Source organism: Paenibacillus sp. J22P165, assembly GCF_059692015.1.
Genome location: NZ_JCAUAP010000023.1, coordinates 40222 through 61505, shown reverse-complemented (window position 1 = coordinate 61505; position 21284 = coordinate 40222). Strand labels below are relative to the sequence as shown.

Annotated in this window: 22 protein-coding genes, 2 tRNA genes and 2 riboswitches; of the genes, 17 read left to right on the top strand and 7 right to left on the bottom strand. The window is 47.0% G+C overall.

The features are described from left to right. Positions 1-64: 64 nt before the first annotated feature. From serS to AC58QM_RS33810, 6 genes are all read left to right on the top strand, one after another. Positions 65-1345 (top strand): serine--tRNA ligase, encoded by a 1281-nt coding sequence (gene serS, locus AC58QM_RS33835; RefSeq protein ID WP_497289114.1) that lies wholly within the window; start codon positions 65-67, stop codon positions 1343-1345. Between the two features lie 83 nt (positions 1346-1428). Next, positions 1429-1515, top strand: a tRNA-Ser gene (locus AC58QM_RS33830). A 212-nt stretch (positions 1516-1727) separates the two neighbouring features. Beyond that, complete coding sequence (locus AC58QM_RS33825) at positions 1728-6176, top strand: DUF2252 family protein (RefSeq protein WP_497289121.1); 4449 nt, start codon at positions 1728-1730, stop codon at positions 6174-6176. Between the two features lie 122 nt (positions 6177-6298). Then, positions 6299-6646, top strand: coding sequence for a hypothetical protein (locus tag AC58QM_RS33820; RefSeq protein WP_497289113.1), 348 nt, complete (start codon positions 6299-6301; stop codon positions 6644-6646). Between the two features lie 18 nt (positions 6647-6664). After that, entirely contained in the window at positions 6665-6820 is a 156-nt protein-coding gene (locus AC58QM_RS33815; RefSeq protein WP_310501147.1) for a hypothetical protein, read from the top strand. An 18-nt stretch (positions 6821-6838) separates the two neighbouring features. Beyond that, complete coding sequence (locus AC58QM_RS33810; RefSeq protein ID WP_497258940.1) at positions 6839-7009, top strand: small acid-soluble spore protein P; 171 nt, start codon at positions 6839-6841, stop codon at positions 7007-7009. Between the two features lie 267 nt (positions 7010-7276). Here the strand turns inward: AC58QM_RS33810 and AC58QM_RS33805 are convergent, their stop codons facing one another. The 6 genes from AC58QM_RS33805 to AC58QM_RS33780 all read right to left on the bottom strand — a co-directional run bounded on the left by AC58QM_RS33805 (position 7277) and on the right by AC58QM_RS33780 (position 10996). Beyond that, positions 7277-8482 (bottom strand): hypothetical protein, encoded by a 1206-nt coding sequence (locus AC58QM_RS33805; RefSeq protein ID WP_497289112.1) that lies wholly within the window; start codon positions 8480-8482, stop codon positions 7277-7279. Continuing rightward, positions 8482-8955 carry a hypothetical protein gene (locus AC58QM_RS33800; RefSeq protein ID WP_497289111.1) on the bottom strand — a complete coding sequence of 158 codons (474 nt, stop codon included), beginning with the start codon at positions 8953-8955 and terminating at the stop codon, positions 8482-8484. Before AC58QM_RS33800 ends, AC58QM_RS33805 begins: the two co-directional genes overlap by 1 nt. Then, the gene (locus AC58QM_RS33795; protein WP_497289110.1) at positions 8952-9161 is read right to left on the bottom strand and encodes a sigma factor-like helix-turn-helix DNA-binding protein; all 210 of its coding nucleotides are present in this window, start codon (positions 9159-9161) and stop codon (positions 8952-8954) included. Before AC58QM_RS33795 ends, AC58QM_RS33800 begins: the two co-directional genes overlap by 4 nt. A 4-nt stretch (positions 9162-9165) precedes the next feature. Beyond that, positions 9166-9426, bottom strand: a complete 261-nt coding sequence (locus AC58QM_RS33790) for a sigma factor (RefSeq protein WP_497289120.1) — start codon at positions 9424-9426, stop codon at positions 9166-9168. 186 nt (positions 9427-9612) lie between these two features. Next, positions 9613-10818 (bottom strand): MFS transporter, encoded by a 1206-nt coding sequence (locus tag AC58QM_RS33785; RefSeq protein ID WP_497289109.1) that lies wholly within the window; start codon positions 10816-10818, stop codon positions 9613-9615. A gap of 104 nt (positions 10819-10922) precedes the next feature. After that, positions 10923-10996, bottom strand: a tRNA-Arg gene (locus tag AC58QM_RS33780). 163 nt (positions 10997-11159) lie between these two features. Between AC58QM_RS33780 and AC58QM_RS33775 the strand changes: the two genes are divergently transcribed. After that, positions 11160-11657, top strand: coding sequence for a DUF1648 domain-containing protein (locus AC58QM_RS33775; RefSeq protein WP_497289108.1), 498 nt, complete (start codon positions 11160-11162; stop codon positions 11655-11657). A gap of 8 nt (positions 11658-11665) precedes the next feature. Here the strand turns inward: AC58QM_RS33775 and tadA are convergent, their stop codons facing one another. Next, positions 11666-12124, bottom strand: a complete 459-nt coding sequence (gene tadA, locus AC58QM_RS33770; RefSeq protein ID WP_497289107.1) for a tRNA adenosine(34) deaminase TadA — start codon at positions 12122-12124, stop codon at positions 11666-11668. A gap of 254 nt (positions 12125-12378) precedes the next feature. After that, positions 12379-12465: riboswitch (cyclic di-GMP riboswitch) on the top strand. Between the two features lie 125 nt (positions 12466-12590). Here tadA and AC58QM_RS33765 point away from each other — a divergent pair. From AC58QM_RS33765 to AC58QM_RS33720, 10 genes are all read left to right on the top strand, one after another. Continuing rightward, positions 12591-13325: a PilZ domain-containing protein gene (locus AC58QM_RS33765; protein ID WP_497289106.1), complete on the top strand. Its 735-nt coding sequence runs from the start codon at positions 12591-12593 to the stop codon at positions 13323-13325. Between the two features lie 78 nt (positions 13326-13403). Continuing rightward, complete coding sequence (gene ychF, locus AC58QM_RS33760) at positions 13404-14504, top strand: redox-regulated ATPase YchF (protein WP_497289105.1); 1101 nt, start codon at positions 13404-13406, stop codon at positions 14502-14504. A gap of 33 nt (positions 14505-14537) precedes the next feature. Next, on the top strand, positions 14538-15602 hold the full coding sequence (gene prfA / locus AC58QM_RS33755; RefSeq protein WP_173117318.1) for a peptide chain release factor 1: 1065 nt from the start codon (positions 14538-14540) through the stop codon (positions 15600-15602). Continuing rightward, positions 15602-16498, top strand: a complete 897-nt coding sequence (gene prmC, locus AC58QM_RS33750; protein ID WP_497289104.1) for a peptide chain release factor N(5)-glutamine methyltransferase — start codon at positions 15602-15604, stop codon at positions 16496-16498. Before prfA ends, prmC begins: the two co-directional genes overlap by 1 nt. Positions 16499-16643: 145 nt before the next feature. Next, a complete protein-coding gene (spoIIR, locus tag AC58QM_RS33745; RefSeq protein ID WP_497289103.1) occupies positions 16644-17417 on the top strand; it encodes a stage II sporulation protein R in 774 nt (257 codons plus the stop codon). A gap of 25 nt (positions 17418-17442) precedes the next feature. After that, positions 17443-18510 carry an L-threonylcarbamoyladenylate synthase gene (locus AC58QM_RS33740; RefSeq protein WP_497289102.1) on the top strand — a complete coding sequence of 356 codons (1068 nt, stop codon included), beginning with the start codon at positions 17443-17445 and terminating at the stop codon, positions 18508-18510. Positions 18511-18666: 156 nt separating this feature from the next. After that, positions 18667-19227, top strand: coding sequence for a manganese efflux pump MntP (locus AC58QM_RS33735; protein WP_497289101.1), 561 nt, complete (start codon positions 18667-18669; stop codon positions 19225-19227). A gap of 101 nt (positions 19228-19328) precedes the next feature. Then, positions 19329-19901: a low molecular weight protein arginine phosphatase gene (locus AC58QM_RS33730; RefSeq protein WP_497289100.1), complete on the top strand. Its 573-nt coding sequence runs from the start codon at positions 19329-19331 to the stop codon at positions 19899-19901. 95 nt (positions 19902-19996) lie between these two features. Continuing rightward, a riboswitch (ZMP/ZTP riboswitch) is annotated at positions 19997-20077 on the top strand. Between the two features lie 104 nt (positions 20078-20181). Next, on the top strand, positions 20182-20640 hold the full coding sequence (gene rpiB, locus AC58QM_RS33725; RefSeq protein WP_056611733.1) for a ribose 5-phosphate isomerase B: 459 nt from the start codon (positions 20182-20184) through the stop codon (positions 20638-20640). A 15-nt stretch (positions 20641-20655) separates the two neighbouring features. Beyond that, positions 20656-21267, top strand: coding sequence for a TIGR01440 family protein (locus AC58QM_RS33720; protein ID WP_497289099.1), 612 nt, complete (start codon positions 20656-20658; stop codon positions 21265-21267). Positions 21268-21284: the final 17 nt, after the last annotated feature.

Sequence of the window (21284 nt, the reverse complement as noted above, 5' to 3'; positions counted from 1 at the left end):
CGGATTGCCGGTATGGGTGCTTGCTTCCATATACAAACCATTTTGCGCTAACGGAGGAATCTCCTTGTTTGATGTAAAGTTACTTCGAAGTGATTTAGCAGCTGTACAAGCTGCCATGCAAAACCGCGGCAAGCAGATCGAAGAGCTTAATGGCTTCACAGAACTAGACGTGAAGCGCAGAGAGCTATTGCAAGAAACGGAACAGCTGAAGAATCGCCGCAACACCGTTTCCCAAGAGGTGGCGGGGCGTAAGAGATCCGGAGAAAATGCAGATGATCTAATTCAAGAAATGAAAGTGGTCGGCGACCGCATTAAAGAGCTTGATGACGAGATTCGTGTCTTGGACGAGTCATTACAACAAGTCCTTCTCTCCATTCCGAATATGCCGCATGCCAGCGTACCTGTAGGCCGTACGGAAGAAGAGAACGTGGAAGTACGCCGTATTGGCGACATTCCTACATTCAACTTCGAAGTGAAGCCGCACTGGGAAGTAGCGCAGGACTTGGGCATTTTGGATTTTGAAGCGGCGGCGAAGGTAACGGGTTCGCGTTTCGTGTTCTACAAAGGGTTAGGAGCTCGTCTAGAGCGAGCATTAATCAACTTCATGATGGACCTGCACAGTGATGAGCATGGCTATGAAGAAATGCTGCCTCCTTATATCGTTAACCGTGACAGCCTCACGGGAACAGGACAGCTTCCGAAGTTTGAGGAAGATGTGTTCAAGGTTGAGAATTCGGAATATTTCTTGATTCCGACAGCAGAAGTACCCGTCACGAATTATCATCGTGAAGATATTCTAACGAATGAACAGCTGCCGGTTAATTTCGTAGCGTTCAGTGCTTGTTTCCGTTCGGAAGCAGGATCCGCTGGCCGCGATACACGTGGTTTAATCAGACAGCACCAATTCAACAAAATTGAGCTTGTAAAGCTTGTTAAGCCCGAAGACTCCTACGAGGAGTTGGAGAAGCTTACAGGGCATGCTGAGCGCGTCCTACAGCTGTTGAAGCTCCCTTACCGCGTGTTGTCACTCTGCACAGGCGATATTGGCTTCACATCCGCGAAGACGTATGATTTGGAAGTATGGCTGCCAAACAGCGGCGCATACCGCGAGATCTCCAGCTGCAGTAACTTCGAAGACTTCCAAGCGCGCAGAGCGAATATTCGTTTCCGCCGGGATGCGAAGGCGAAACCGGAATTCGTACATACGCTGAACGGATCTGGCTTAGCTTTAGGCCGAACAGTAGCTGCGATTCTTGAAAATTACCAGCAAGCAGACGGTTCGATCATCGTTCCTGACGTGCTTGTTCCTTACATGAACAACGTGAAAGTCATCACGAAAAAATAAGACTTGCATCAAGTGACAATTATGTGCTACAATGCTTTTTGTCACTGCACAAGGTCGTCTCCCTAATCGGAGACGCCTATCGTGGAGAGGTGGTCGAGTGGTTTAAGGCAGCGGTCTTGAAAACCGCCGAGGTCGCAAGGTCTCCGTGGGTTCGAATCCCACCCTCTCCGTAGCCAAGGTAATACCCAACCAAAGAGTCATGCGATTCTCGAAATCGTGTGGCTTTTTTTGTTTTTATTTTTCGAAGGGCAAAGGAAGAAAGTAATATAGGGTTTACAAAATCTACATGATAATTTAACGGAAAATGGGTATTTTGTAGGTGGTGCTTTTCTTATAATGGACGAGATTATCCATGATAAGAGGAGTGGAAAAAGTGAAGCTAATGCTTAAAAAGTCAATCATATTAGCACTTATTGCAGCCATCGTTTGTAATATCGGGTACTTGTCAGGAACTTTGCCAAAGGCAGAAGCTGCAGCAGCGAATCATATTGTTATTAGTGAGATATTCGGTGGTGGGGCTCATAATACAGATTCTCCCTACAAAAATGATTTCATTGAGCTTTATAATCCAACCAATAGTGTGCAAAGTTTGAATACGTGGAGTGTTCAATTCTTAAAGGCCAATACAGCTGGTCAGGACACTACGACGAGTGTAACGGACAGTGTATATCGAGCAAAAGTATCTCTCACAGGAGATATTCAGCCTCATGGCTATTACTTAATTAAACTTGGCGTAGGACCTTGGACATCAGGGTATAGTACGGGCTCCGGTAAAGAGATTGAGGGTGCCGATGCGACGGATACTAACTTAAATATGAATAAGGATGGCGGGGTTGTTGCACTTCTGAGCAGTGCAGCAGATTTTGATTTTAGTGCAAGCTCAGGAGGAAGTATCGTAGATTTCGTTGGTTACGGAGGAGCGAGTATTTCCAAAGTTGCGCCTGCACCAGGTGGTAGTGCTCAAAAAAGTATTATTCGCAAAGCGGTAAATCCATCAGATGGAACTTTTTTAAGCACGCTCAGTGCTAACGGCTCAACTCCAGCAGGAAGTGGTCTTAACGCTGGGAATGGCTATGAGATTGGGAATAATGCTTCAGATTTTGAAGTAACGGCCAATAAATCGCAGGTGAATCCGCAAAATAGTGCTTCAAGAATAGAGCCATTTGCAACAGCGGTTGCTAATATTTCAGATAATACAGTTTCTATGGGTTCACTTGTGGCTATCGATTCTTCGAATGCTACTTTTCAGCTTACAGCTACATATGGGGTGCCCAAAGCTACGTTGATACCTAGCACAGATTTTACAATTAGCAATTTGCCAGCTGGTTTATCCGTTTCGGCTACTGCGGTTGGAAGTGTCATGACGTTCACGATCACGGGGCAAGCAAGCACAGATGTCGTAGTAGATACGCCTTTGTCCGTTACCCTACTTCCTTCAGCCTTTCAAGGAGGGATCTACGGGCCGTCTGATGCCATTACGGGAATGACCCTACTGAAGTTTGGAGGAGTTACCAAGGTAACAGGGACAGTCACAGATGCCACGATTCAAATGGCTACATCCACTTCCGTATCGACAACAGACAGTACCTTTGTTATTACGCTAGGAAATGGCATTGTGAAAAATGGTAATTTAAATCAATCCGATTACACAGTAACAGGTAGCACCTCGCTAAATGGATTAACGATTACAGCAGTTGGCGATGGGAACAAAACTGTGACTTTTAAAATCGGTGGAACAGCTGCACAGCCGATTCTAAATGATGTTATTCTTGCGATTACGATAAAAAAAGAAGCTGTAACTGCGGAAGCTAGCGAAGATTCGGATACGATTTCCGGGATTACTGTCAAGCGACCAGGAGCACCGCTACTTAACGATACTCCCCGCAAAAATACGGTTATTACAGCACTAAAACAAGCTAATGCCTTTCATTCAGACGTCTATGATAAAAACTATAAGTACTCGGAAATGGCTGCGAAACCGCATAAGTTCTTCCGTGGTAACAGCCCGTTATTTTATCAGGATTTAGGAACGATTATCCCTGTCCCACAAGCTTGGTCAACTTGGAGCGGTATCAACACATGGATTGAAGGCGATGCTCATACGCGTAATGTCGGCTTCTTCGATCATAATGACGGGCAACCTTATTTTGATCTAAATGATCCGGATGAATCGCTCGTAGCCCCATTCTATTTCGATTTGATCCGTTTTGTTGCAAGTATTTATAATACGAAGGATGATGTTAGCGGTACTAAGGAAACAAGCGCTGCGGATACTCGTCAAGCGGCTAAGGACTTTTTGGAGCAGTATAAATCAACGCTGGCAAGTGTTCAAGGAAATGATATCGAGAACACAGCCAAAATTGATGAAAATTTCTTGCTCTCAAACGGATTTTCCAACACCGGTTATATGTTGAAAATTTTCTACGGGAATTCGACGAGTGAAGGTCTGCTAGATAATCTTTCGAACAAAGATGTGCTTGACGTTAACACGGCTAAGAAAATCAAAGGACTTACCAAAGTGGTGAATGGCGAGCGTAGCTTTGTAGAAATAGCAACTCCAACAAGTTCGACAACGGCTGATGAGAAGCTGCTTGCCGTATCTTCTGCCGAATGGAATGAGATCAAAGACAACTGGTCCGGGTATGTGAATCAAACAAGATTATCCACAGCATCCAAAGACCAATTCTTTGCCATTAAAGATATTGCACGGGTTATTGAAAAAGGACTTGGGAGCATCGGGGTTAGGCGCTATTTCGTATTAATTGAGGGTGCTACAACGGGAACGAATGATGACCTAATTCTGGATGTAAAACAGCAGAAAGCGCCTGCTTTGTTGGGGAACACTTTTGTGAATCTGGATTATTCAGCCTATGTAGGCAAAGACGCTTCCCGTGCGAAAAAAGCTTATGACGAGTTGTCTTCAGTTGATGATCCGTTTGTCGGCGAGTTGAACGGCGCTTCCAAAACGTTTTTGATTCGAAAAATCTCAGCCTTTGATCGCGATTACGATGATAGTAAATTCGCTGATTTTAATGCATATAAAGATTTATTGAAGGCATCCGCTATGGCCTATGCTTATGCACATGCGCGGGCTGATCGCAATTTGGGATACAGTTTTGAAGCAAATGCACTTGCTGCGTTGAACACCGACTGGAGTACCATCAGAGATACAATAGTCAACTTAGGTGAAGACTACGCTAAGCAAGTGGAGGCTGACTACAATCAATTTAAAAATGTGAGTGCTGCTAATTTGATTGATATTGCAGATTTGAGTGCATTATCGATAGTGGGGGGAACAATCGCACCTTCCTTTAGTAGTAAACAAACGGATTATGCCATGAGTGTTGGAAATAGCGTATACGCGATGACCGTGGCTCCAGCAGCAATTGATCCAGCGGCTACGGTGACTGTGAACGGAACTGCCTTTGTAGGGCCAACACCTCGCACGATAGATTTGGCTGTAGGCAGCAATGTGGTCACGATTGTGGTTACGGCACAAGATCAATCGACAAAGACATATAAGATAACCGTTAGTCGAGACAGCTCCAACTCTAGCGGAAGCGGGACAGGGGCGGCCCCAGCCGCATCAGAAGCGACAAGCACAGTAGAGAAGAGCGATACGACTATTAAGACGACAACGGACGTAAAAAGCTCGTTAGACAGCGCTGGAAAGGCGACAGCCTCTGTATCCAGCAAGCAGGTGTCTGAGGCTTTAGCTAAGGTAACCGAGGGGCATACGGACGGAAAAGCTTCTGTCTTAGAAATTAAGACGGTTGTAGACCCTGCGGCGAAGCAAGCTGTGGTCAGTCTGCCAACCGAAGCTTTTGCAAGCATTGCAAGCAGTCCAACAGATACGCTTACGTTGTCATCAGGACTTGGTCAGATTTCTTTAGACAAACAGGCCATGGGTGCTGTACAGGGTGCCGCGACGAGCGGTACAGTAGATATTTCGATCCGTAAAGCAGACCTGCAGGCAGCAACGCAAGGTTGGACTCCGGCTGCTAAGGAAGCGCTGGAAGCAGCAGTAAGCGGCCGCCCAGTCTTCGACTTTACGATCACAGCAGGCGGCAATACAGTTTCAAGCTTCAATGGAGGTACGGTAGAGGTTCAAGTACCTTATAAACCGGCAGCTAATGAGGACACAAATGCCATTGTAGCCTACTACATTGCTGATAACGGTGAGCTCGTAAAAGTGACGAACAGCTATTTCGATGCTGCTACTGGCACATTAATTTTTAAAGTAAGCCACTTCTCACAATACGCGGTGGGGTATTCACCTGTTACGTTTGGGGATACGTCAGGAAGCTTCGCGAAGAGCTATATTACTTACTTAGCCGCACGTAATATTATCAATGGAACAGCAGAAGGTGAATTCTCGCCAGCTGAACAAATTACCCGTGCGGATTTCACCCTGATGCTGGCTCGCATGGCGGGCGCAAATCTAGGCGCGTATAAAGCGGTCACCTTCAACGATGTGAAGGCGGATAGCTATTATGCCCAGGCTGTACAATGGGCATCCCAGAACGGCATTACAAGCGGCGTACGCGCAGGTGAATTTGCACCAGCAGCTAACATATCGCGTGAGCAAATGGTAACGATGATTGCTAGGTTCGCCGCGCTGCAGAAGTTTAGCTTGCCGCAAGTCGCGGTCTCAGCATCTTTTGCAGATAGCGTTGAGATCCCTGCCTTCGCTGTAGATGCAGCGAAAGCGATGCAGCAAGCCGGCATTATTTCCGGGAAATCCGGCAATCGTTTCGCGCCGAAGGATTTGGCTTCACGTGAAGAGGCGGCGAAGATGTTGGGTATGCTTTGGCAGCAAATGATTCAATAGTTAGCTAATCTTAACACCTATTCCGAAAACACGATTTCTCATTCGTGCCGGGGAGTAGGTGTTTTTTTACATGGATAAAAGATAGGCGGCTTCCGCATTTTAATCATGTGGAGGTGTTACCTATGAGCAAATCAGATAAGCCTAGCGTGGATCAAGCTGAAATCGTGAAAGAGTGGATGCGCGTCATGCCCACCGTTCTCCAGCCTGCTGATACAACAAGGGTATGGGCAGATGAAGGCGATGCGGACGCTGTCCGTGTGCACATTATGACGGCGGGGCATACCGGCTATTCGTTTGATTTTAAAGTGACGTATGTGGACGCCAGAGAAGTGAAGGTTGAACTAACCGATGTACAGCAAGGAACGACGCATATTGACGAACGAAGTGATGTTATACAGTCGCTAATCGATGATTATGTGCGGCATATTCATGAGTGTGCGCAGGCATTGCAGAAGGTCACCAACGCTTAATAGAAGGAGGACACCTTGATGACGAAGCAAAAGAGTGCAGATAAGAACCTGCAAAATGTGGCTAAGGATCTAGATGCGAATCCGGCGAACGCGCATAATGCGCAGCAAATCCAGCAGAAGGTCAACGACCATAGGCATCAAGATGCTCTAAATCACGAAGGAACAAATTCGTAAAAGAGAGGATGAGGAGCTATGTCTAAACCTAAAAACTATTCTGCAGGTGACAATCTTGTTAATAATGGCAATGTAAAGAACCGCAATAATCCGGGTGGAAATCAAGAACCCTTATCGGGGTCTAAGAAAGTGAAGAATCAGAATCATCACGGCGGACACGCTGCAGAAGGCCATGGACACGGCGGATAACGGGCAATGAAATTTTTTAATAAACATGATTAAAAAAACGAAAACCGGTCATACTATTATTGTCGGCAAGCAGAGAGGTGTGGTTCCGTTGGAGCAATTAGCGAAAGCGAAACAACCATTGCAAAGAGGACTTTTCTACCTGTTATAATCAGGCTGGAGGGCGATGTGCTAAAGACACTTACCGTGTTTTATACGCAGATTTAACTTAGGTTTTATGTGTAACAAGGTTCAAAGAAATATCATCAATGCCGACAGAAAAAAGAACCCTTAGGGGTTCTTTTTTTCTATGTCTATCACGGTATCTGATGAGGGAGAGAAGGCGGCTGCATCGTCATTTTTCTCCGTAAACATTGATTTATGCTGCTTACGATGCATCAACAAACGGATACCCGCTCCTATTAAAAGAATAGCAACAATTAAGGTCTGACTAAAATTGTTAATCAGATACATGTAATTTCGCGAACTCGGCAGGAGCTGATACAAGAACTGAACGAAGACGTCACTGAAGATGTAGTAGCTGCCTAACACGATTAATATAACACCTATAGAGCGTTGGTAAGCTGTCCAGTTCTCGACAAGAGGCTTGTCGACTAAGGTGCCATTTTCATACTTAGAAATACTCTGTAAGGCATCAAAAAAGCTAAAGAACCACAGAATCGGAATCAGAAAGAAGAACAGTGAGAGTCGCAATACATCCAGGACATAGACGGAGAATAGGAACACAGCCATCAGCTGAATACCCCTTTTGGTCATAGATAAGTAGAGATGCGCGGCTCCAGGAAAAATAGCGATAATTGTAGCGAGAGTTCGGTTTTTACGTCCATGCTCATCACGTTGGAAATCTTCGAATATGCTGCGATCAATGAGTTCATATCCGGCCTGCTTGCGATCCAGTTGCTTAAGTGCATCGAACATGGTGTAGAACCAGAGTACCGGTAAAGCTAGCAAGAATACGATGAAGCCATCGTTGTGGGTCAGTATGGTGATGAAGAAGATAAGGATCGCGATCCCGAAGAAGGAGACCATTGCCGTAAGGCCTCTTTGCATGAGTCCAAGTCGGTAGTGACCAACGCCAGGTATGAAAGAGAGCATAAGCACTTTGGATCTTTCCTGACTCCTCGCTAGGTGATCATAATAGGAAGCGGCGTCCCAGGCGGGTATCTCCTGTTCAGGTGGGTAAGGCCCATAATACGCCGGATTCGGTTGATAATAGGCAGCAGGTGTAGGTGCTGGAGAACGCAGCAGGTAGATAATCATATCCACCATATTGGCAATCGCTGTGAACGCAATCGGTATTAATAGGATAGCGAATTCGTCAGCATCATGGGAAGCGACTCCTAAGAACAGGATGAAGGCTAGTCCAAAGAATACAAATCCGTATAGAAAACCGCGGCCCTTCCTGTTCATATATAAATGACCCGCTCCAGGAATGAAAGACAATAAGAACGCAGTAAGATGACTTTTGTTAGACATTATGGGTTGAAACCTCCTTCTTTTTGATCATTTTGCAAGGTGTCTAGCCAGGTAAGTGTTTTATTAACAATGTGATCGGAAACCGAAACTTGAGCTTTAAGGGAGGCAGGGGCTTCCAGAGGAGGAGCGGGCTTGAAGGCGCCGAACGTTCCTAATTCCTGCGATAAGCCATGGAAAAAGCCAGTTGCTACAAGGACAAGTGTCGCAGCAGCGGCGACCCCGTAGTGGAACATTGTAGAGCGATACCAAGCTGGCTTTGTGCCAATGGTACGCGTAATAATCTCTTTCATGTAAGTCTCTGTGTTAACGATATCAGTGAGCGTTACTGTTGACTCCTCTATACAAGCCATATAGATCGCTAGACAGTCATCACAACGGTATAAATGATTCTCCATCTCATTCCTTGTTTCTGAAGGGAGACTCTCTTTCACATACTGCATCCATTCCTGTTGGTCATAGTGTTGCGTTTTCATCGAAACTCCTCCTCCTTCCAGTGATTTCTCACCCATTGCTTTGCCCTGTACAGCTTAGATTCGACTGTTATAATGGTAACGCCTTGAGCATTGGCAATATCTTGATAGGACTGATGATGAATATAATAGGCCAGTAAAACATCCTGGTAATTCGATGGGATTTGGTCGAGCTTGTGACGTATGAATTCAGTCGTTTCTTTGATCAAAACCTCATGCTCTACACTCTGCTCCAGATGAGGAGGTCCTTGTCCTGTTGGAGACAGCCTCCTCGAATTCAGAGATAATGTCTTCCTTTCGCCGACTGGACGCGCGCTTGAAATCAATAGCTCGATTAACCGCGATGCGGGTCATCCACGTTTTCAAGCCTTTCCTTTCATACTGAGGGAGGGAGAAGTAAATACGGGTCCAAACCTCTTGGGATAAGTCCTCGGCATCCTTTTGATGGCGAACAATGGCAAAGATCGTCTGCAAAAGATAAGGACGATACCTGATAACCAACTCGCGGAATGCCGCTTCATCGCCCTTTACTATGCGATCAACTAATGAGTGCTCCTCAATATGCTTCTCCTCCTCTCCGCATGAATAGACGAAGCTCGTCAGCTGTACCCCTGCACTTATATGAAAAAAAAGAGCGAATCGTGAGATTCGCCCTTACTATCATTGCGCAATCGTAGAGTTGTTAGCAGTTAGTGGCCGCTTCTTAGCCGCGTTCTGAACGAACAGATAAGCGAGTAGTGCACTGAAAGCACCGAGGATACCGAGTACAATAAAGCCTTGGTTGAGTGAAAAATAGTCACCAATGATGCCCATGAGGACTGGCCCTACGAACATCCCGAGCCCATATATGGCTTGGAAGAAGCCCATTGCTGTTGCGCGCTTATCCGCAGGCATATGCTTAATGCTCATGCCCATGAGTAACGTAAATGAAAGTCCGCGACCAAAGCCTGCCAATGCTTGCGTGACCATGAGCAGCCATAGATGATGGGTGAACGGAACCGTAAAGGTGAATATCCCCATGAGCAGAAAGCCAACGACAACCATGCGCTTCTCTCCATAACGGATCGACCATCGTCGTCCTCCGAACAAGGAGGCTAGTGCAACGGGGACGTTAGCGAATAAGGATAGCAAGGAGAGCGAGAATTTGTCTGCTCCGAGCTGCATGGCATAGACTGGGGTGAAGCCGAAAACCGTAGCAAAAATCAATACCTGCGATAGAATAGCGAGCAAAGACACGAAAAGGAGCGTTCGATCTGTTGCCACGTCGCCTATTCCGCGCAGCGTAATTTTAGGCGCATCTTTCTCGACTTTTTCAATGAGAAAGAATGAGCCGATCATGCCAAGTAGGCCGAGCACTGCACCTAAGATAAATACCGATTCCCACCCCAGCTTGTCTGCTGCCCAGCCTGCACTTAGGATACCAAGCACCTGACCGAGTGAGTTGAAAAAGGAGATCGTGCCAATCGCCTTCGTTGATTCTTCATGCTTGTAATAGCTTGTGAATAGCACTGTAAAATCAACCCATGTCGCTGCGGCTGCTCCCGCGAGAGCGCGGAGGATTAAGATCCAAGTAAAATCGTGCGTGAACCACAGCCCTATTCCGGTAATGGCGGTGAAAAGAAGGCCGAAGGTAATGAACAGTCTTCTTTTATGAAAACGATCCGACATAATACCTACGGGTATGCGGAGCAGCATCTGCGAGATGCCATACATGCCTACAATCCAACCAGCTAACTGGTGGCTTCCCCCAAGGAACTCCACATAAGGCGCCATGATCGGAACGCTGGTGTACATTGACATCCAGAAGAGCATCGTAACGGCACAGAAGAGCGGGATCCGGTAGGATGAAATAGCGCGAGTTGTCATCGGAGTGAGGACTCCTTTCGATTATGAATCCAAAACAAAGAAGGGATTGCCAACCTAAGTTGAAATCCCTTTTTAAGTATGATTGCTTTGTGAGAAGAACGATACGCGCCCGATACGATTCGAACGTACGACCTACAGTTTAGGAAACTGTTGCTCTATCCTGCTGAGCTACGGGCGCATAGTATCGTCATTCTAACACGAGATGATTTCGGGGTGCAACCCATTTTAACCCATGTTCAAGCAGGAGGTTTCATTTAAGTAAGGAATGTACTGTAGTGAATAATGAATAGATATGTCATTTACTAGGATCCCTAATTAAAACAGCAGAAAGCAGGTGTTGTATGGAGCAACGTCCCGTGATTCAACTTGCCAGATCCAAAGCAGAAACAGTACTTGAAGGCATTTCTCTACTCATAATCGTAAGTATGATCGCATATGTCGCTTACGCGTGGCAGGATATGCCTGAGCGGATTCCGCTACATTTTAACGGAAAAGGCGAAGTTGATGGTTGGGGGAACAAAATAAGCTTAATTGTCTTACCCCTCATAGGCATAATCATCTACATTGGTTTGACCTTTCTTAGCAAGGTGCCGCACATATATAATTATCCAGCCCCAATTACACCTCAGAATGCCCTTGGTCAATACCAGAATGCGCGTTTATTTATGAACAGTTTAAAAGCGGTGATTGTGATTCTATTTGGTTTTATTGAATGGTCGGTTATCCAAAGTGCTAAGGCAGGCAACGCTGATCTCAACTGGTGGGCGTTTGGCTTCATTTTACTGCTACTGTTTGGCACGATCATCTTTTTCATCGTACGTTCGATACAATTAAAGTAAGGGAGGAATCAAGCTTTTCCCCGTAGTTTTCGAAAAAACTGCGTTAACATCGTTGAACATTCCTCTTGCAAAACGCCACTAACCACATCGACACGATGATTGAATCGGTCCTCCTGCAGTAAGTTCATCAACGTTCCAGCGCAGCCAGCCTTTGGATCCACTGTTCCATAAATCACTTGCGGTATTCGTGCTTGTACTATGGCACCTGCGCACATCGGACAAGGTTCCAGCGTCACATAAAGCTGGCAGTCGAGAAGGCGCCAGGCTTGCAGATGCTCGCTTGCCTGTTTAATGGCAATCATCTCTGCATGTGCGAGAGGATCTAGGGTTGTTTCGCGTAAATTATAGCCGCGGCCAATGATTTGACCTTGATGGACGACGACTGCGCCTATCGGTACTTCACGGATGGCTTCGGCTTTAAGCGCCTCACCAATCGCTTCTTGCATCCAGGGGATATGTTGATCCACAGGGGGACACCTCGCAATAATAGTTTATCCACATGTGCATAAAAATCCGAACAAATATTCGTTGTTAACAAGCTGTGGATAACAATGTGGATAACTTATAAACCTGTGGATATTCATTCCACTACACATTCATACAATAAAAACATCGCCCATGCAAGGATTTTAGTTGAAAGAAATATCCAGGCTACGTATAATGGTGGTAATAGTGGGTCTTTTAGACCATAAATAACGACTAAATTGAATAGCATAGCAGGGTTCGACAATAGCAAACTTGTTGAAAAGCAAGGACGCAAAGCTGAGGGTCTACGGTTCTAAGGAACTATGGCAGCCTGGTTACCGAAAATCGATGCTTTTTTTTGATTAAGGTGATAGGCTGCTCCCTTCTATATGGAAGAGGGGCAGTCTATTTTGTGCGTAATTGTTCTGTGGAATCCATTCGTCCGTAGAGGGAGAGGTGAAGGTGAGCATGGCGATGAATCAGGATGCTTTGAAACGGTATGGGAGCAAAGAAGGATTTGATGCGGAAGTATTGATCGATTGTAGAGCTGTTTTGGCGAAGGATGATTTTGTGTCAACAGGTATTCTTACCTATGCACAAGGAGATATCATGGAGATCGAGCTGCCGGAATATGAAGTATTTCAGCTTGGAGATAAAGCTAAAATGACGTTGTACACCAAATCGGGTCTCTTCGTCCTTCATACGACAGTCGTGGCTAGAGAGCCTGGTTCGCTCATTGTGATTAATCCGCCGGAGAACCGAAAGAAGTTTTCGGAGAAACGGGAGTTCCCGCGGGTGAATGTGAAAAACATAGGACAAATTTTTGGGTTTCAGAATATCCAACAGAAAGAACAGTATCAGCTTGAACAAGCCATTGAGATTTCAATTAAAAATATTTCGATGAATGGACTTGGTTTCACGATTAACGATAGTTCTATGATTGATGCTATTTTACATAAAAAATGCCAGTTACAAGTACAGCTCGATTTAGGCTTCGAAATGCCTTGTATGTTGGAAATTATAAGGAAAGAAAAGCAAGAGGGCAGCTACTATTACGGTGCTAGCTTCGAGAGTGTTCCTGCGGAACAAAGCAATGCGCTGCGCGGTTTTATTCTGCGAAATCAGATCCAAACCTACTTCGAACAGAAGCGGGATGAAGAGTACAAAAAAGCAATGGAAAAAAAGTCTGGAGCTAATCAATAGCTAGCAGGCTTTTTTTTGCCCTCCAAGTACTATATAATAAGAAGGATGATCTTCGAAAATTAAGGAGTTGTAACGACAATGGCTTTGAAAGCAGGTATCGTCGGTCTACCGAACGTAGGAAAATCGACATTGTTTAATGCAATTACACAGGCGGGGGCAGAATCTGCAAATTATCCGTTCTGTACGATCGATCCGAATGTTGGGGTAGTAGAAGTACCAGACGAGAGATTGCAGAAGCTGGTAGAAATCGTTGTGCCTAAGAGCATCGTGCCGACAGCGTTCGAATTCGTTGACATTGCGGGATTGGTTAAGGGTGCGAGCAAAGGCGAGGGCCTTGGAAATAAATTTCTAGCACACATCCGCGAAGTTGATGCGATTGTGCATGTTGTCCGTTGTTTTGAGGATGATAATATTACTCACGTTTCTGGGAAAGTCGATCCGATTGGCGACATCGAGACGATTAATCTTGAATTGATTTTGGCAGATATTGAGTCGGTTGATAAAAAAATCGAGCGTTCACGCAAAAACCTCAAAGGCGGCGACAAGAAAGTTGTAGCTGAAGTTGAGTGTTTGGAACGTATCAAAGAAGCCTTATATAATGATATGCCAGCACGCAGCTTGGATTTGACAGACGATGAGCGCCTTCTAGTTCGCGATCTTCATTTATTGACGATGAAGCCAGTGCTTTATGCGGCAAACGTGAGTGAAGATGAAGTTGCAACAGCGGATGACAATGCATACGTTAAAATCGTGAAGGAATTCGCAGAAAAAGAAAACAACGAAGTTGTTTCCATCAGTGCGAAGGTTGAGTCTGAGATTGCTGAACTGGAAGACGAAGAAAAAGAGATGTTCCTGGAAGAGTTGGGACTTCAAGAGTCCGGCTTGAATAGATTAATTAAAGCTGCTTATCGCAAACTCGGCTTGTATACGTATTTCACAGCTGGAGTGCAAGAAGTTAGAGCATGGACAATTCGTAAAGGAACAAAAGCTCCGCAAGCAGCTGGCGTCATTCATACGGATTTCGAACGTGGATTTATTCGTGCAGAGGTTGTTTCTTATCACGATTTGGCTGCTGCTGGATCCATGGCGGGTGCGAAAGAAAAAGGCCAAGTACGCCTTGAAGGTAAAGAGTACGTGGTAAATGACGGCGACGTTATGCATTTCCGCTTCAACGTTTAATTAATAACAAAAATAAGAAAGGAGTGATCCCCTATGTTGGATCGACTTCAGTCCATTGTGGACCGCTATGACAAACTAAGTGAGTTATTGTGTGACCCGGATGTAACGAGTGATACGAAGAAACTAAGAGAGTATTCCAAAGAGCAATCTGATCTTCAGGAGTCTTACGATGCTTATAATGAATATAAGAGCGTGAGCGAACAGCTGGCTGATGCGAAAGTGATGCAGAATGAGAAGCTGGACGATGAGATGCGCGAAATGGTCAAAATGGAGATCGAAGAGCTTAGCGAGCAATCCGCTAAACTAGAAGAACATCTCCGCATCTTGATGATGCCGAAGGATCCTAACGATGATAAGAACGTCATCGTGGAGATTCGCGGAGCGGCAGGCGGCGACGAAGCTGCACTGTTTGCAGGCGATCTCTACCGCATGTATACGCGTTATGCGGATGCGCAAGGTTGGAGAACGGAGATTTTGGATGCTTCCGTGAATGATTTGGGCGGATTTAAAGAAATTATTTTCATGATTACGGGTAAAGGTGCTTATAGCAAGCTCAAGTTTGAGAGCGGTGCGCACCGTGTTCAACGTATTCCAGTAACGGAATCCGGTGGACGGATCCACACCTCCACGTCAACGGTAGTCGTTATGCCGGAGGCAGAAGATGTGGAAATCGTGATTCATGATGCCGATATTCGTGTCGATACGTTCTGTTCCAGTGGAGCGGGCGGTCAATCCGTTAATACAACGAAATCCGCTGTACGTGTAACCCATGTACCAACGGGTATCGTAGCAACATGTCAGGATGGTAAATCGCAAAACTCCAATAAAGAGTCAGCGCTTCGTGTACTTCGTACGCGGATTTCAGATAAATTGCGTGAAGAAGAAGAAGCGAAATATGCTGGCGAGCGTAAAAGCAAAGTCGGAACGGGTGACCGTTCAGAGCGGATTCGTACGTACAACTTCCCGCAAAGCCGGATTACCGATCACCGTATCGGCTTGACGCTTCACCGTTTAGAGACAGTTCTTAACGGCGATATGGCGGAAATTGTGTCAGCACTAACGATTGCTGCACAATCCGATGCCTTAGAGGCAATGTAATGACGAGTGCAAACATGAGTGTGAGAGAAGCCTTTGTGAAGGCTTCTTCTTTTTTAGCAGAGCAAGGCGTAGCAGAGGCTTCGGCTTGCACGGAGTTATTGCTGCAGCACCTCTTAGGCGGCTGCAGTCGGACTGAGCTGCTGTTCCGCTGGTGGCAGGAACAGATGCCGGTAGAGCTGGTCGCCACGTGGGACCAGCTCGTTGCAAGGAAGGCCGCGGGTGAACCGGTGCAGTACATCATCGGTGAGCAGGATTTCTTCGGCCTTCCGTTTGAAGTCGGGCCGGCTGTGTTGATCCCGCGGCCGGAGACCGAACTGCTCGTGGAGGCGTTGCTCCACGAGGGCTCGCGTCTGTTCCCGCAAGGCGCTCCGCTCCTTGCGGATGTGGGCACCGGGAGTGGCATCATCCCGGTGACGATCGCGCACGCGCGCCCAACGTGGCGCGTGGCTGCCAGTGACATCTCCGCGGCAGCGCTGGAGATGGCCCGCAAGAACGCGCAGCGCCACGAAGTGGCAGCGCGGATTGAGTGGCTCGAGGGCGACCTCCTCGAGCCTTATATCGAGCGCGGGCTCGCGCCGGATATACTGGTGTCTAACCCACCGTATATCCCTGATGGCGACCTGCCGGCGCTGATGCCCGAGGTGCGGCTATTCGAGCCGCACACAGCTTTGTTCGGCGGTGTCGAGGGACTCGACCTGTACCGCCGGATGGTTTCGCAGCTGCACCGGCTGCCACGAATCCCGACTGTGGTCGGGTTCGAGGTGGGCATTGGGCAGGCGGAGGCAGTTGCGACGTTGCTGGGTGCCGCCGCAGACTGGACGGAGATCCGTTTCGTGCAGGATCTCCAGGGGATCAATCGCCACGTGTTGGCGATTCGTGAGCCACGCCAGCTGTAGGCTTGATCCAGGCGAGCCTGAAAGCCTGCAAATATGAGCCCTCTACCAACTCTATCATTTTGCCAAAAATAATAGATTCATAGGTTTAGCCCCACCCACTATTGTCCATACTGGCTAGTAGATGACGGGAAAGGGGCTACTCTCCATGGTTAAGAGAACGGAGCGCCACTCAGTTAAGAGTTTATTATTCATTGTTTTTGCACTTATACTTATGATTATGTGTTGGGAATCCAATCGTACGAATGCGGCGGTTATTTCGCCTACGATACCAGAAGAATCGATTCGTTTGCGTATTCTAGCAAATTCGGATTCTGCGCAGGACCAAGCTTTGAAACGCGAGATTCGCGATGCGATTATTGCTCGTATGGCAGAGTGGGTTGTTGGACCCCATTCCTTAGACGAGGCAAGAGCGGTTGTGAACGCGCATTTGCCTGAATTCGATCAACTTGTTGGCGAGATGATTGCATCCCGTGGCTATAATTATCCGCATACAGTAGAGCTAGGTGTTGTTCCTTTTCCAACCAAAATGTACGGAAATGACGTCTACCCAGCTGGGGATTATGAAGCATTGCGTGTTGTGATTGGTTCGGGTGAAGGCCAAAATTGGTGGTGCGTGTTATTTCCACCGTTATGCTTTGTAGATTCCGTATCGGGTGAAGCGGTTGCTTCAGCAGCTGTTGTCGTGGCCAAAACGACCGATGAGAATGGCAAGGAAAAGCAGCCGGTTAAAGAAGATAAAGCGAAAACTGTCGCTAGCAAAGATAAAGCTACTTCGACAGAGAAGGTAGCAAAGAAAGACACAAAAGGTGAGGTCGTAGCAGCTTCAGTTACCACGACCACGACCGAAGAGCCGGCTCAACCGAAAGTAAAGTTCTTTATTTGGGAAATGTTTAAGGCGATCTTTTCGTGGTTCAGCTAATCTATACAAGTAAGGATGAGAGTTTGTGACAATCTACTGGAACGTGAATCAAGGAGCGATTGGCGCAACAGCGCAGGATATAGCAGAAGCAGCGAAACTTCTGCAGCAAGGTGATACGGTCGCTTTTCCGACCGAAACGGTGTACGGACTTGGAGCGGATGCGACGAATACCGCCGCCGTTCTCCAGATTTTCGCTGCAAAAGGGAGGCCGTCTGATAACCCTCTGATTGTACATATTGCTGATGTGAACCAGCTCCCAAGTCTTATTCAGTCGGATAGTCTAACAACGGATCATCTAGCTCTTATGCAAGCCTTTTGGCCAGGCCCCTTAACCATTGTGCTACCTGTTCTTGCAGGTAGCCTTTCGCCGTTAGTGACGGCAGGTCTGCAAACGGTAGGCATTCGTATACCTGATCATCCGGTTGCCTTACAGCTGCTGCGAGAAACAGGGCTGCCGATAGCGGCGCCAAGTGCGAACAGCTCAGGTAGACCGAGCCCAACCCTAGCCTCGCATGTGCGTGATGATTTGGACGGGAAGATTGGCGGCATTGTGGATGGCGGTGCAACTGGTGTTGGCGTAGAGTCCACGGTGATTCAGCTGGTTGACGGGGAGTTATACATCCTGAGACCAGGTGGTGTGACAGCAGAGCAGCTGCATGTCGTGTTGCCAGAGCTGCCTATTCATGTGTCTGAACCGACAGAAGTAGAGGCTTCGGATACCCCGCGTGCGCCAGGTATGAAGTACACGCATTATGCGCCGAAGGGCTTTATGCACATCGTGCAAGGGGACAATGTGCAGGAAGTCTCAGCATGGATTCAGCAGGATATTGATGCTGCCAAGGCACGAGGAGAGTCGACGGGTATTCTTACCTTTGAGGAGAGAGCAGGCGAATACCGTGCAGATCTCATTCTCGCATGCGGCTCTCTATCCGAACCAGATTCGATTGCTCGGGAGCTATATGGCGCTCTGCGGACTTTTGATCACCAAGGTATTAGTTATATTGTTGCAGAAGGTGTCCCTGATTCAGGCATTGGCAGCGCGATTATGAATCGACTGCTCAAAGCAGCGGGGCATGAACGGATCCGTCTCTAAAATATAAGATTTTTGTGTTTCACGCACTAAATTGCCTTATATTCCAGATAAACGCTACCGTCCAAGTAGGACGGTGTAGCCGTTTATTGTGATTAGCATGATTCCCAGTTTGTCCGCATATCTTGAGAAAGAATCGTGGACAAGGGGGATCGTGCTATGCTCGCATCTGGGGTACAAGTTGGGCAACTCATGACAATTGGAATAATGGCGATTGCTTTGGGCCTAGATGCTTTTTCGTTAGGAATTGGCATAGGAATGAAGGGCATTCGTCTGTGGGATATTTTGAAAATAAGCATTATCATCGGTCTTTTCCATGTAATCATGCCGCTGACGGGGATGTTTATGGGGCAATATGTTTCGCTCCTATTGGGTAACGTAGCGACTGCCGCGGGGGGATGTTTGCTTATTTTGCTTGGAGCCCATATGGTATACAGCTCGGTACGCGGGGAAGAAGCGACGGCCTTTGATCATCGGACACTATGGGGGCTTATTATATTTGCTCTCAGTGTAAGTATAGATTCATTCTCGGTGGGTGTATCGCTTGGCATGTTTGCTACCGATATCGTGCTCACTGTGCTCGTCTTTGGTTTATTTGGCGGGTTGCTTTCGATAGCGGGCTTGCTATTAGGTAGACGTGTTAGCGGTTGGGTAGGCGAATACGGCGAGGCATTCGGCGGACTTATCTTATTAGGGTTTGGGATCAAGTTTTTACTATGATACAATACGAGTAATCATGGACGGTGCAGCCGTTCTTAAATTTCTATATAAACGCACCTCTCTTAAGAGGAGGGTGTAGTCGTTTATTTCGGGAGGATTTCATGTTGCGAATTCTATTTGTCTGTACAGGAAATACGTGCCGCAGTCCGTTAGCTGAAGGTTTGCTGCGTATGAGGGTGCGTCAAGAGGGGCTTGCGGCGGAGGTTCGTTCGGCAGGTGTATCCGCGATGACGGGTGGTCCGATCTCTAGGAATAGCCAATCGCTTCTCCATGAAGCGGGTTTCAAAGAATCGATTAGTTCGCTAGCAATAAGTGCTGCAGATGTCGATTGGGCTGACCTGGTCTTGACGATGACAACGGGGCATAAACGTACCGTGATTGGGCGCTTCCCTCATGCGATCGAGAAGACTTATACGCTCAATGAGTATGTAGAGGACGATGATCGAATTCTGAAGGCAATTGAAGAGAGAGAGCAGCTCGCAGCGGAGCTTCAACTTAAACAGGCGTTGTCCCAAACGGTATCTGTCGAAGAAAGAAGTCGTATGTATACGTTGGAAAATACGATTCCCGATTACGATATTTCCGATCCTTATGGCGGATCATTGGCTGATTACCGAAACACCGCTGAAGAAATTAGTCGGAGCTTAGATAAATTGGTAAAAAAGCTGCGTTAACCAAAATCGTTTTTCCAGATTGCACCTTATGTCTTCATGTAGGCTAATAGAACTTTACACATCGCGAGGAATGCGATAAAATACAGGTAACAAGCAAGACTCAATGTAACTGGCGACGAGTGGGAGTAACCACAATGGAGCATTGAGCTATACGGCCGGTCGCCTGGGCAAAAGAGCAACGCGCGTTTTTTAGCGTGTGCGCTCTTTTTTTCGTTTTTGGTGAGCTTTGGGATATAATAGGATGGTCGAATTCGAACAGTCAAAAAGGAGCGTTTTATTCATGAAAATTGCTTTAGGTGCAGATCATGCAGGCTATCGTTTGAAAGATGTTATCATTCCTTTTATTGAATCATTAGGTCATCAAGTGATTGATTTCGGATGCAGCTGCGGCGACTCCGTTGATTATCCAGATTATGCACTTCAAGTTTGCGAAAAAGTCGTTTCAGGAGAAGCAGACAAAGGGATTCTGCTTTGTGGAACAGGCATTGGGATGTCCATTGCTGCCAATAAGGTTCCGGGAATTCGCTGTGCACTTGTGCACGATCTTTTCTCTGCGAAAGCGACACGTGAACATAATGATACGAACGTGCTTGCAATGGGTGAGCGAGTAGTTGGACCTGGTGTAGCGGAAGAAATCGTCAAAATCTGGTTGGAAACCGAGTTTTCAGAGGGCGTCCGCCATAAGAACCGCATCAATAAAGTGCAGAGCATTGAGGATCGTTTCACGGTACATCCCTAGAAATGAGGATGAATAATGAGTGATTCTGTATTTGACCCTATAGCAGCAGCGGAAGCTTTGGAAGCGAACCTGCGGGAGCTGGTTACGGTCGGCGGCTTGCGACCCGGCAACATTCTTGTGATCGGTACGAGCACGAGTGAAATTCTCGGGCATCGAATTGGTACATCGGGTACGCTGGATGCGGCTAAGCCGATTTTTGAGACGGTGAAGCGCATTTGCAGCGAGTTCGGACTGTTTGCGGCCTATCAGTGCTGTGAGCATTTGAATCGTGCGCTGGTTGTGGAAGAAGAGCTTTTGACGCTAGCGCCACAGCTGGAGCCGGTCTCTGTCATTCCCGTGCCGAAGGCAGGAGGCTCGATGGCCTCTTATGCGTATCGGCACTTCACAAAGGCCGTCGTGGTGGAGTCGATTGCGGCTCACGCGGCTATCGATATTGGCAGTACGCTGATCGGGATGCACCTGCGTAAAGTGGCTGTGCCTGTCAGGCCACCTGTTCGCCATATCGGCCAAGCGTACGTTACGATGGCCTTCGCAAGGCCTAAGCTGATCGGCGGCACGAGAGCTATCTACTCCGCCGATCTAGCGGAGCAACTCTATCAACAAGCTGCACCTGATGCAGATTGCTAATTGTATTTTAACGACTA

What these genes read in the sequence shown, in the direction of transcription:
- AC58QM_RS33825 (WP_497289121.1), top strand. Translation starts at nt 1,728, where the DNA reads ATGCTTAAAAAGTCAATCATATTAGCACTTATTGCAGCCATCGTTTGT.
- AC58QM_RS33820 (WP_497289113.1), top strand. Translation starts at nt 6,299, where the DNA reads ATGAGCAAATCAGATAAGCCTAGCGTGGATCAAGCTGAAATCGTGAAA.
- AC58QM_RS33815 (WP_310501147.1), top strand. Translation starts at nt 6,665, where the DNA reads ATGACGAAGCAAAAGAGTGCAGATAAGAACCTGCAAAATGTGGCTAAG.
- AC58QM_RS33810 (WP_497258940.1), top strand. Translation starts at nt 6,839, where the DNA reads ATGTCTAAACCTAAAAACTATTCTGCAGGTGACAATCTTGTTAATAAT.
- AC58QM_RS33805 (WP_497289112.1), bottom strand. Translation starts at nt 8,482, where the DNA reads ATGTCTAACAAAAGTCATCTTACTGCGTTCTTATTGTCTTTCATTCCT.
- AC58QM_RS33800 (WP_497289111.1), bottom strand. Translation starts at nt 8,955, where the DNA reads ATGAAAACGCAACACTATGACCAACAGGAATGGATGCAGTATGTGAAA.
- AC58QM_RS33785 (WP_497289109.1), bottom strand. Translation starts at nt 10,818, where the DNA reads ATGACAACTCGCGCTATTTCATCCTACCGGATCCCGCTCTTCTGTGCC.
- AC58QM_RS33775 (WP_497289108.1), top strand. Translation starts at nt 11,160, where the DNA reads ATGGAGCAACGTCCCGTGATTCAACTTGCCAGATCCAAAGCAGAAACA.
- AC58QM_RS33765 (WP_497289106.1), top strand. Translation starts at nt 12,591, where the DNA reads ATGGCGATGAATCAGGATGCTTTGAAACGGTATGGGAGCAAAGAAGGA.
- ychF (WP_497289105.1), top strand. Translation starts at nt 13,404, where the DNA reads ATGGCTTTGAAAGCAGGTATCGTCGGTCTACCGAACGTAGGAAAATCG.
- prfA (WP_173117318.1), top strand. Translation starts at nt 14,538, where the DNA reads ATGTTGGATCGACTTCAGTCCATTGTGGACCGCTATGACAAACTAAGT.
- prmC (WP_497289104.1), top strand. Translation starts at nt 15,602, where the DNA reads ATGACGAGTGCAAACATGAGTGTGAGAGAAGCCTTTGTGAAGGCTTCT.
- spoIIR (WP_497289103.1), top strand. Translation starts at nt 16,644, where the DNA reads ATGGTTAAGAGAACGGAGCGCCACTCAGTTAAGAGTTTATTATTCATT.
- AC58QM_RS33735 (WP_497289101.1), top strand. Translation starts at nt 18,667, where the DNA reads ATGCTCGCATCTGGGGTACAAGTTGGGCAACTCATGACAATTGGAATA.
- AC58QM_RS33730 (WP_497289100.1), top strand. Translation starts at nt 19,329, where the DNA reads ATGTTGCGAATTCTATTTGTCTGTACAGGAAATACGTGCCGCAGTCCG.
- rpiB (WP_056611733.1), top strand. Translation starts at nt 20,182, where the DNA reads ATGAAAATTGCTTTAGGTGCAGATCATGCAGGCTATCGTTTGAAAGAT.
- AC58QM_RS33720 (WP_497289099.1), top strand. Translation starts at nt 20,656, where the DNA reads ATGAGTGATTCTGTATTTGACCCTATAGCAGCAGCGGAAGCTTTGGAA.